The organism is Mesorhizobium sp. M7A.F.Ca.MR.362.00.0.0, assembly GCF_004023175.1.
GTDB lineage: Bacteria > Pseudomonadota > Alphaproteobacteria > Rhizobiales > Rhizobiaceae > Mesorhizobium.
In genome coordinates this window covers 30,345-40,161 of the sequence record NZ_RZTF01000016.1, presented here as the reverse complement: position 1 = coordinate 40,161, position 9,817 = coordinate 30,345, and the positions used below count along the sequence as shown (strand labels likewise).

Below are 9,817 nucleotides of genomic sequence, written 5' to 3'. Positions count from 1 at the left end.
CGGAGGGTTACCAAAGAGTAAATGCGGGGGGGCCGACGCGTCCGTCAGGCCGTCGGTGGGGAACTTGAGACTGTTTTCGACGGCGCACTCAAACCACAATTAAGGCGTCCGAAAGGGCGGCGAACTTGCGCCAGCAACGCCGGCGTTAGCGGGCCGCCGGCGATGGGGGCCGCTCCGGGTGACGGTTGCACCACCGTCTCGCAGAAGTCTATTTGGGGCGGGTGATGCGGACCACGCGAAGCTGCGCCGGAACCCGGTCGAGCGTCTCGATGACGTAGGCGGTCGCCGCAGTCAGTTCCCTTCGGTTTCCTCTCGGGCCACCAAAGGCCGACGAGAATGGAAATCGGTATTCACTATGATGCCGCATTCGCGGCCGCTGCCTCGAATGCGGGAAAGACCGTCTGGACCGCTCGCCGATCCAGATAATGCAGAATGCTACATTGAGACGCCCCAAGCGGGCGCAGGCGGCCCTAGCTGCCGAAACACTGGCGTCATCCCTCGCATCAGAGCCCAAGGGTCTGGCCTGTTTCCATCTGAAGGAAATCTGCCGACGAATTCCGGAACACCGCGTCTTGGAACGCGTCGACGGCAGAGCCGTGGGTGACATCGACCAGCACGGCCGCTGCGGCTTCAACCTTGTCGGCCGCTTCGTCAACCTTGTTGAAACGCATCAGCATTCGATCGTGGAGCATCGACAACCGCGTGGCGTGATAAAGCACGCTGCGCTTGTGGTAATCCGAGTCCAGCGGCTCAAACAGTATTGTCATGACGGCAACTCCTCGCCATTTCATGTCCATTCGGGGTGATTTGGAGGCCGCCCACGTATAGATATTGGTCTGGCGCTCCTGGGGCCTCCGTCACGCGCTGTTGAGCTGCCCGGATCCTGCAGCACAGGGCGATATTCACCACGCCATTTTTCCTGTCCGTTTCTTCCTTTGCGCGCTTCAACGATTTCTCGGCGCGTTTGACGCGCAACCTTGAACTGCCAAGTTCGAAATCAAGAATTTCAGCCATCGTTCCGCTTCCTATGCGGTTGCGGTCCCTTCGGCTGATAATTACGGCTGTTCTGTTTGGTTCCGGCCAATCGCGACCCGGCTCCAGATTTTACAGGAGCCAGGCCGATCTGGCCCTGCCGATTTAAATCTCTCCGGCAATGGGCTTGAGCGCATCTTCTGTCGCAGGCTCCAGCGGGACGCCGGCGACGTTCCGGAGCAAAGCGGCGCACCGAAGGACGATCTGAAATCCGCCCCGGGACATATCCGCGATGCGATCGACCGCGCTTTCAAGCTTTCGCGCGATAGATAGGCGCGCCGATGATCATGGAAACCTTCGACCATGTCCACTCGAGGAGGTTTCAAGTTGTTTGGGGAATGACATGTGCTGGCCAAGTGGCCTATCTCACGCATCGCCAGCACCTATGCGATTGCCAAGACGGCTGTGCCGGCGTGACGGTCCACGAACTCGAATAGCGATCCTGGGGACCGCTGGATGTCGCAAATTGCGCCGTTCGCAACGTCGCGGCGGAGGTAGGTCCGGTTTGAGTCGAAAGCTTCGGTTGCGGTCGAATGAGCAACCGCCCTATGTGATGCGTCATGAACCCATCGGATCGATCTTTGAATGAGCAAATTAGCCACAAGGCGCGCATTGCTGCTCCTCAATCCAAAGGCGCGGCGCGGCCAGGAGATGATCGCCCCGATTGTGGAGCGGCTGGAGCGCGGCCGGCTTTCCGTCACTGTCGAAACGTTCGAGGCCTTGCCGGAGATTGCCAGTGACATAGTTCGCCTACGCCAAATGGCCGACCTTGTGGTCGTGTGCGGTGGCGATGGTTCGGTGTCGGCGGCGGCGATGGCTGTAGTGGAAAGCCGCCTGCCGATGGGCATTATCCCTATGGGAACGGCTAATGACCTCGCTCGCACACTCGACATCCCCATGGATCTTCTGCAGGCCGCTGACGTGATCGTGCGGGGCCGACTTCGGCAGATCGATATCGGCACGGTCAATGGCAATGCCTTTTTCAACGTCGCGAGTATCGGACTCAGCACTGAACTGGCGAAGGGTCTAGATCCCACTTTGAAGAAGCGTTTCGGCAGGCTCGGCTATGCGCTGGCGGCGGTTAAAGTGTTGACGCGGGCCACGCGGTTCCACGCGAAGATTATTGAGAAAGGCGCAGCGACCGACGTCGAAACCTACCAGATTGCGGTGGGAAACGGTCGTCACTACGGGGGCGGCAACGTGGTGGAAGAGACGGCCGAGATCGATGACGGACATCTCGATCTCTATAGCTTGGAAATGACGAACCTCTGGAAACTGGCGCTGATGCTCCGCTCCTTCCGTTCTGGAACGCATGGCGCCTGGCGAGAGGTTCGGACGGCTAGGTGCGTCGAGTTCGACATCGAGACGGAGAAGCCGATGCCGGTCAACACCGATGGTGAGATCGTCACCTCGACACCAGCTCATTTCAAGGTCCACCCAAAGGCGATCTCGGTCTTTGCGCCTCCGCCCGTGGGCATTCGACGTCGCACAGAAGGAGCATTCGGTGCGGACCTTTGATTTGTCGGGCGACCATCCCGGTGTCAAGGCTGCGCAATAGCTCGTCCGGCCGCCGAGGCATGCATGATTATCGTGTTCTCGACGCGCTTCAAAGGCGCCTTCCACGCACCGCGGGTATTCTCCAAACGCTCGCTTAGAAGCAGGGCCAAAGATTTGTTGCCCTTCGCCGCTCGAATATTAGCAACCTCTTGACGATCGCCAGCCGCGCTCCAGAATCCCTCACATGGTGCGGGAACAGACTGGCATCGACTTTGGCCACGAGGTGACGATAGGCGTCACCCATCTGGAACTGCTCGACGACCGTCGGGCCAGCGTCGGCGTTGCGACCTACAACTTCCTCTTCTCGATCGACACGCCGAAGAAGGCAACGGCGCCGGACAAGTTGAACCCCATCGGACACGCCCCGCCGGTTGACAATGAAGATGGCAAGGCCACGGTCGGCGGTTTGGTCACGGCGGAATTTGGCCCCCATCAGAGGATGGAAACGTGCCGCGCCGGTGCTCTGCTATGAGAAAATCCGGGACTGAGAATCTCGTCACGGCCATCAAGAGCCCCCGCCATGCACCCTCGAAAGACCACCCAGAGCAGTTCGAGATTTTCCCCGACTACGGCTCGACGATCAACAAGCGCCACATGGTAGCGGCAGCGGTCGTGACAGTCCCGCTCCTGTTCGGTGTCGCCGGACTTGCTATTCGTTATGCCGCTGTTGCTTCAACGTTGGCGGAACCAGGCTTCGAGTCTTATGCTCGTGCGCTCTGCCGATGGGATTGCCACTGGTATCTGGATATTTCCGAACGCGGCTACGAGCGCTTTCCCATCCCAAACCAAAGCAACGTCGGACGATGGGGCTTCTTTCCATTCTATCCGATGCTGGTAGCGGTGATCCGGGCGATTTTCCCCTTCGCCACGATACTGGTCGCGACGATCACTTCGATTGCATGCAGCTACGCCGCGTGTCTGGTGGCATGGCCGCTGTTGGAGAAGAACATGCGGGCCTATGTACTGTACTGCGCTTTTCTGCTTAGCGGCCCGTTCTCCTTCCACTTCACAACTTTCCTTTCCGAACCTCTTTTCGTGCTCCTGACCTCGATTGTCTTCCTGGCACTCAAACGCTCCAGCTATCCCGTCGCTGGCGTCTCGTCAGCGCTCCTCTCGGCAACGAGGCTCGTTGGGGTCCTTGTCGTCTTTGCGACCGTCATTCAAATGTTCCAGCAGCATCGCGAACGGGGCGGCTCACCACTCTCCTTTCCGCGTTGGGTGCTCGGTCGACCGGATCAGCTCGTCGCTATCTTTATCTCGCCTGCCGGCTTGTTTGCCTACATCCTGTTTTTGTATGTCACTGTCGGCGACGGCTTTGCCTTTCTGCACGTCCAACGCGCCTTTGGACGAGTGGCTGGGAACCCGCTCCTGTTTCTATGGGACGGACTCTCAGCATTTCCCAAGACCGGGTGGCTGCCCACGGCGCCGCAATGGAGTGCGCTCGCAGCGATCGTCGGGCTGGCGCTATCAGTCGTGCTGGTGGCTCGCAAGCAATATGGCGCTGGGGTCTTCTGCGCGATCTGCATTCTCGTGCCATTGATAACGAATCTGGCCTCCATGGTCAGATACGTCATTGGGCTGGCGCCTCTTATAATGTTGATGGCCGTCCTGTTGTCGGCGTCGAAACTGACCTGGCTCGCCGCTTTGGTTCTCTTCCTGGTCGCCTGCTATTTCATGACGGTGGCATGGATTGGGGGCTACCTTGCTTTGGTCTGACACCCTCAACCCCCATGGACGCGCTATCTCGCTTGGCGCTTACGCGCTCGCCGCGGTTCTGGCCGTGTCCGAACTCGCCATCCTTGCGCTGGCTCTCCATCCGAATGTCCACGCCGACTATCGTGCCTATTACATCGACCGCACGACGACATGCCTCAACCGCGATGCCATTGGCAGCTACTCACTCGGCCAGACAGTGTCCTTCCGGTCCGATGGCGCCAAACGGGTTGCCGGCATGAAAGTTTGTGGCTGGTCGGGGCCGGCAGCCGACGGCACGCATTCGCTGGGCGAGACCTCGCGGCTTCGCCTGCAGATACCGCCGCTTCGCGACGGTCTCAAGGCAACGCTACAAATGGCCGCTGTCATTCGTCCGCCACAGATGACGCAGAGGGTAATAATCTCGGTGCATGGCGTGTCCGTGCATAAGGTCACACTGTCGGGCAAGCAACCGATAACCGTCTCGTTCGTCATTCCGCACGCAGCTTTTTCGGACGCCAGCACGTTCGAAATGACCTTTGACTATCTCGACGGGATCCCGCCCAGCCAGGCCGCCAGCGACATTTACAAGCGCTCCATCAAATTGGTGTCGTTTCGACTGGACGCCATTTAGAGCATTATTGCCTCTGGCGGGAGCGATTGCCGTGCCGACCGGGAATGCGTCCGGCAAAAACCCACCGGTCAAGCACGAAGAAATTGATGCCGGGGACAAGCAAGCACGTAATCAGCACGGGAATGATGAGCGGCAAGCCCAGCTTTACCGTCAGCAACGCCGGCGCCCCATAGGCAATGGCCAAGCCTGTTGCCCCCAGCAGGAGAAAACGCGGAGCTTCAGTTCGATGCGATCGGCCCGACACGAACGTCAGGGATTTGTGGGCTAGATACGAAAACAGGGTGGCTGCGGCATATGCCCCAAGCGAGGCATGGATGGGCGTTAAACCGAGCCATTCCGATTTGGAAAAAGCAGCAACCAAAGCGGCATACAGAAGTGTGGCAGCGATGCCGACCAGGCCGAAGCGTGCCAGTAGCTTCAGGGAGTCGTCGCCGGCAGGCCGATGCTCATGCATGCGCACTACACGCATACTGTGCCCCCAGCGGCAGGGGGGCGAGCGCGCGCTCGACTTTTCGGGCCAAGGACCTGCCCGACGGCAGCAGCAGGAAGTGCTCGGATCGGATGTTGCTGAAGCCTGCTTCTTGAAGGAGGGACGCTGTTTTGGCTGCGCTGAGCAGCACCGCGTCATGGTCGAAGGGACACCGGAACACAGCCAGACGCGTCAGCGGGTTATAGGGATTGTGCTCGATGATGCAGGCGACACCGCCCGGGCGCACGACGCGCCGCATCTCGCGCATGAACCCGAGCCAGGAAGCTGGCGGTACATGATGGACGACGCAGCTGCCGAAGGCCAGATCAAAGACCCCATTGTCGTATGGCAGGTTCAGGCTGGTGCAGGCCCTGTATGTGACGCTCGGATTTTCCTGCCTCGCACGCAGGATCGATTCCTGCGAGATGTCGCAGCCGTCCAGGGACTCGAAGACGCCTTTGAGATAGGGATGGAGCGCACCTACGCCGCAGCCGACATCAAGCGCCCGCACATCCGAGCCGGCATGACGAAGCACCCGCTCGACCACAACGCGTCGCAGCAACTCGGCCTTCGCCATGAGAAAGAAGTCGTGCTTAAGCCCTGAAAAGCGGATCGATCCCTGGACCGTCTCACCATAATTGAATCTATAGCTGTCGAAGGGTTCGGACATTGGCCGGGACTCCAATCCGGGATTTTCGAGGCGGGCGGCGGCTCTTGCCGGGGACGGCAGACATGGCCCGGTCGAAGCCGGTGAGGCGATCGATCACGTAAAGCGGGCGCCGTTTTACTTCGGCGTGGATGCTGCCGACATACAATCCGACCACGCCGGTCATGAAGAGGTTGATGCCGCACAGGAGCGACACGATCATCACGGTGGATGTCCAGCCGGCAACAATGCCGGTTTCAAAGGCCCAGGCGTAGATGGCGTAGGCACCAAAGGCTATGGCCAGCGCAGAAATGGCCAAGCCACCCCAGAGCGCCAGGCGCAGCGGCTGCTCCGAGAAGCTGACGATGGCGTGCACAGCAAGATGCACCATCTTCCAGAATGGGTATTTGGTCTGGCCATGGGCTCGTGCCGGGCGCTCGAAAGGCACCGACGCCTGCTTGAATCCCATCCAGCCAAACATGCCCCTGACGAAGCGATCCTGTTCGGGCATCTGCCTGAAAGTTCTCAGCGCTTTGGGACCGACCAACCGGAAATCTCCAACGTCGCGCGGAATGTCAACGGTCGTCATCCTTTCCAGCAAGCGATAGAAGAGACTTGCCGTGAAGCGCTTGAACCAGGATTCGCCCTCGCGTTTGACGCGCCGGGCATAGACAATTTCGAAACCTTCCTTCCACTTCGCCACCAGATCGAGAACCACCTCGGGTGGGTCTTGGAGATCGGCATCCATGACGATGACGGCATCCCCCTGGGCGGCGTCCATACCGGCTGTGATTGCTATCTGGTGCCCAAAATTGCGGGAAAGCTCGATTAGCCGAAAACGAGGCTCGGCGGCGACCACACGCCGAAGGTAAGTGACGCTGCCATCGCTGCTTCCGTCATCGACGAAAATAGCCTCTGTCTCACCGTCCAGCTGGTGGATTAGCAACCTGATCCGCTCGATCAGACGAGGCAGCACTTGTTCCTCGTTGTATATCGGCAGAACCAGCGAGTAGCGCAGCGACACGTTCGCTCTCATCCCGGCACTTTGGATTACAGAGGCCTCCATGCCGATCAAATGAAACGCCAGCCTCAAAGTTCCATAAGGCATTACTAATTTAATTAGTTGTTGCAGGCGGGTGGCGAGCTGTTCGTTCTGAACGGCTTCGGTCTGATTTGGGATGAGATATCGTTTCGCGCGCCGGCGGAGCAATGCGCTGTTTCGCAATCATTGTCGGGCAAGTGGCCGCCTTGCCAGCTCTTGTCAGCGCGTCGGCGCGCGATAATTTTTGAGGGGAAGGGACTTCGACCAAAGGAGCCGACGATGGAACACCAAACTTTAAGCCAACTGCAGACAATTGCAGAAGTAGAACCCCTGTCGACATACCCGATCATGACCCGGCAACAGCGCATTGAGCGCTGGGCAGAGTTGCTGGAACAACATCCCGAGCGACGCCTGACAGCGCTTACCGGCACTGAGTATCTGAAGCGGGAAGCTCGCGACGCAGCGCGCGGTGAGGGCTCGCCAATTACTGTGGCCTTCGAGGACCCGCTACTGCGTGCGTTAGGCCTGAAGGATGACACCTATGGGGCAGCAAAGCGCTTCTTCGAACTGTCTGACGGGGAGTTGCATGACATCCTCTGCAGTTGCCATGTCGGAACCACGTTCAGAGGGCAGTGGGCTGCCGCTAGAGTCCGCCGGGCAATCGGAGGGAACAGGTTTCTTAAGTGGCTTAGAGAGAGAATGTGGCACTGAGGTCGCCAAGGACGGCGATTGAAGCTCGTTTCAAGCGAGGTGGATGAACGATTGGGGCGCCAGTGGAGCGCCGTGTTGACGACGGGGTCGGCGCCTGTCCCACGGCTGTGCAGACGGGTGGGGCGCTCCTCGGTCCCAGTTTACTCGCGGTGCGTTCCAGCATGGCTGCAATACTCCAGGGGCAGGATTCTGGAATCCTGTTTGCGGCTAGCATCACCACGTGAAAACATCGATCGTTCGCCATCTGCTGCGCTAACCTCAATCTCGGCGGCGCCTGGCCTGTATGGCAGCAAAGGTGACTGGGCGAAAATCCCAGGCGTCGACGCCGACGTCGTGCTGGCGCGTCATTGGCTTCAGCCGGCCATGAGAATGGCCGTGCAGGTTTATCGATTTCTTGCCGATCTTGTTCCAGGTGCGGAACGGGTAGTGGCAAAGAACCAAGAAACTGCCCTCGACAGTTAGCTCCTTGTAGTGTTGCACGCTAGCCCAAGCCGAAGCGCGGAGCGTTACCATGCCGTCGTTGTTGCCGATGATCAGGTGTTTGGTGCCGTGGAGGCAGGACAGCAGCGAAGACACTGTCTCGGCCGATCCCTTGGCGAAGTCGCCGAGGTGCCAAACCTCGTCATTTGGAGCAACAGTCTCGTTCCAAAGTTCAGTCAGTGCCTGGTCGTGGGCCACCAATGAACTGAAGGGGCGGGGGTCGAGCCGCAGAATGCGGGGATCGTTGAAATGCGTGTCGGAGGTGAAGAAGATCATGCGCCGCCGCTGGCTGAGATGAGCGCTCGACGATCGCTTCTAAGTTCGGTTGCCGGAGCGGCTTTGGGGTCCATCATCGATCCTGATTTGGGCTTCCCTGAGCATCTTGAGTGCCTCTTCCTTGGTGAGGCCGCACTTGCGCGCAAAGTAGAGAGCTTCGATCGCCTTTTCACGATCTGTGGCTTCTGTGTGCTGTTTAGGCTTTTTACCCATCGTTCTCTATCACCTTTGATGCCACCGAGCCATCACGGTGCCGGGTTGTTCCCGCGATCACCTCGTGCGCCCCACGGTAGTAGGACAGCGAGAAGCCTTGCCTCTGCCTTTGCAAGGTTGCCATGGCGATCCGGAACCTCGAGGCATGTGGAGAGTTGTCCAGCAGCCCAGCGGAGATCCAAGCCATGGCGCCACCAGATGCCAATCCCGGCGCCGCCGCGCAGCCGAAACGCTCTAGCAAGCCGGCAACCCCATCACCGGCACGGCACAAGGCCTCCGGAGCAGGATTATCTATCGACGGGCTCCCAATGGTATGAAGGACAATGGCCCATGAACGTCGCCAACCTGCAATTGGAAGGTTTGCTTATGGCGGTCGCGGCCGTCAATAACGCCTTGGTCCGCAGAGGCCTTCTCTCGGTCGATGATATCGACACGGCGTTGAAAAACGCGGAAGCCTCGTTCACGGTTGATGAGCGCCTCTTCGAGGATATGTCGCCGGCTAACCGCGACGCAGTGTGTTTCCCTTTGCGGCTTTTGCGGCTGGCTAACACCAAGCAGTTCGAAGCGAGTGTGCCACCGTTTTCCGAGCTGGCCAGGCAGGTGGGGATCACCAAGGAGCCTAATAACGACCAGATGTGAGGGAGGAAGGTCGACCTGCGCGGTGGCCTCGAAAGACTTGATGAACGATGACCCTGTAGATTCGCTCGCCAACGCAATTCGCCATCGCAGCGCAATTCTGTTTGTTGGGGCAGGGGTGTCGATCAGCGTTGGACTACCCTCCTGGGAGAAGCTGATAGAGCGAATGGCAAAGGAGCTCGGCGTCGACGACGAATTTTCCACGCGACGCGATCGTTTTCAAACCCTGGCCGAGTACTATCGCATCAAGCATGGCAGCATCGGGCCACTTCGCAGTTGGATGGACAGAAACTGGTCCGTCCCCAAGGACCGGATCGAGAAATCCGAGTTGCATCGTCTCATCGTGAGGCTCGAATTCCCTGTCATCTACACAACTAACTATGATCGGAATCTGGAACTGGCTTATGAGATATACGGTCGGGACTACGT

General features: G+C 59.1%; 13 protein-coding genes and 1 pseudogene. 7 read left to right on the top strand and 7 right to left on the bottom strand.

The genetic code is table 11. The features are described 5' to 3' along the window. Positions 1-503 precede the first annotated feature (503 nt). Positions 504-767: a hypothetical protein gene (locus tag EOC06_RS04405; protein ID WP_127396655.1), complete on the bottom strand. Its 264-nt coding sequence runs from the start codon at positions 765-767 to the stop codon at positions 504-506. Further along, positions 751-1,014, bottom strand: coding sequence for a hypothetical protein (locus tag EOC06_RS04400; RefSeq protein ID WP_128307174.1), 264 nt, complete (start codon positions 1,012-1,014; stop codon positions 751-753). Before EOC06_RS04400 ends, EOC06_RS04405 begins: the two co-directional genes overlap by 17 nt. Positions 1,015-1,617: 603 nt before the next feature. On the opposite strand from EOC06_RS04400, the gene EOC06_RS04395 reads away from it, so the two are divergent. The 4 genes from EOC06_RS04395 (at position 1,618) to EOC06_RS04380 (ending at position 4,915) form a co-directional block, all read left to right on the top strand. Then, positions 1,618-2,550, top strand: coding sequence for a lipid kinase (locus EOC06_RS04395; protein ID WP_128307173.1), 933 nt, complete (start codon positions 1,618-1,620; stop codon positions 2,548-2,550). Positions 2,551-2,773: 223 nt separating this feature from the next. Continuing rightward, positions 2,774-3,061: a hypothetical protein gene (locus EOC06_RS04390; protein WP_127318158.1), complete on the top strand. Its 288-nt coding sequence runs from the start codon at positions 2,774-2,776 to the stop codon at positions 3,059-3,061. Then, the gene (locus EOC06_RS04385; protein WP_127331612.1) at positions 3,058-4,305 is read left to right on the top strand and encodes a hypothetical protein; all 1,248 of its coding nucleotides are present in this window, start codon (positions 3,058-3,060) and stop codon (positions 4,303-4,305) included. Before EOC06_RS04390 ends, EOC06_RS04385 begins: the two co-directional genes overlap by 4 nt. Next, positions 4,292-4,915: a hypothetical protein gene (locus tag EOC06_RS04380; RefSeq protein WP_127318154.1), complete on the top strand. Its 624-nt coding sequence runs from the start codon at positions 4,292-4,294 to the stop codon at positions 4,913-4,915. The genes EOC06_RS04385 and EOC06_RS04380 overlap by 14 nt, the downstream gene beginning before the upstream one ends. A gap of 4 nt (positions 4,916-4,919) precedes the next feature. Here EOC06_RS04380 and EOC06_RS04375 read toward each other — a convergent pair whose 3' ends face one another. From EOC06_RS04375 to EOC06_RS04365, 3 genes are read right to left on the bottom strand one after another with little or no spacing between them, the layout of a single operon-like run. Then, positions 4,920-5,384, bottom strand: coding sequence for a GtrA family protein (locus EOC06_RS04375; RefSeq protein WP_127266457.1), 465 nt, complete (start codon positions 5,382-5,384; stop codon positions 4,920-4,922). After that, positions 5,362-6,054: a class I SAM-dependent methyltransferase gene (locus tag EOC06_RS04370; RefSeq protein ID WP_127318152.1), complete on the bottom strand. Its 693-nt coding sequence runs from the start codon at positions 6,052-6,054 to the stop codon at positions 5,362-5,364. Before EOC06_RS04370 ends, EOC06_RS04375 begins: the two co-directional genes overlap by 23 nt. Beyond that, a complete protein-coding gene (locus EOC06_RS04365; protein ID WP_164761561.1) occupies positions 6,029-7,066 on the bottom strand; it encodes a glycosyltransferase family 2 protein in 1,038 nt (345 codons plus the stop codon). The genes EOC06_RS04370 and EOC06_RS04365 overlap by 26 nt, the downstream gene beginning before the upstream one ends. A 285-nt stretch (positions 7,067-7,351) precedes the next feature. Between EOC06_RS04365 and EOC06_RS04360 the strand changes: the two genes are divergently transcribed. Next, positions 7,352-7,783 carry a hypothetical protein gene (locus EOC06_RS04360; RefSeq protein ID WP_127318150.1) on the top strand — a complete coding sequence of 144 codons (432 nt, stop codon included), beginning with the start codon at positions 7,352-7,354 and terminating at the stop codon, positions 7,781-7,783. Between the two features lie 258 nt (positions 7,784-8,041). Here the strand turns inward: EOC06_RS04360 and EOC06_RS04355 are convergent, their stop codons facing one another. Together EOC06_RS04355 and EOC06_RS04350 are read right to left on the bottom strand one after the other, a co-directional pair. Further along, entirely contained in the window at positions 8,042-8,539 is a 498-nt protein-coding gene (locus EOC06_RS04355) for a metallophosphoesterase family protein (protein WP_127266460.1), read from the bottom strand. A gap of 39 nt (positions 8,540-8,578) precedes the next feature. Next, on the bottom strand, positions 8,579-8,752 hold the full coding sequence (locus EOC06_RS04350) for a hypothetical protein (protein ID WP_127331618.1): 174 nt from the start codon (positions 8,750-8,752) through the stop codon (positions 8,579-8,581). A gap of 330 nt (positions 8,753-9,082) precedes the next feature. Between EOC06_RS04350 and EOC06_RS04345 the strand changes: the two genes are divergently transcribed. Both EOC06_RS04345 and EOC06_RS41670 read left to right on the top strand, forming a co-directional pair. Continuing rightward, positions 9,083-9,391 (top strand): hypothetical protein, encoded by a 309-nt coding sequence (locus EOC06_RS04345; RefSeq protein WP_127318144.1) that lies wholly within the window; start codon positions 9,083-9,085, stop codon positions 9,389-9,391. Between the two features lie 40 nt (positions 9,392-9,431). Next, positions 9,432-9,817, top strand: a pseudogene (locus tag EOC06_RS41670) (Sir2 family NAD-dependent protein deacetylase); the annotation flags it as partial.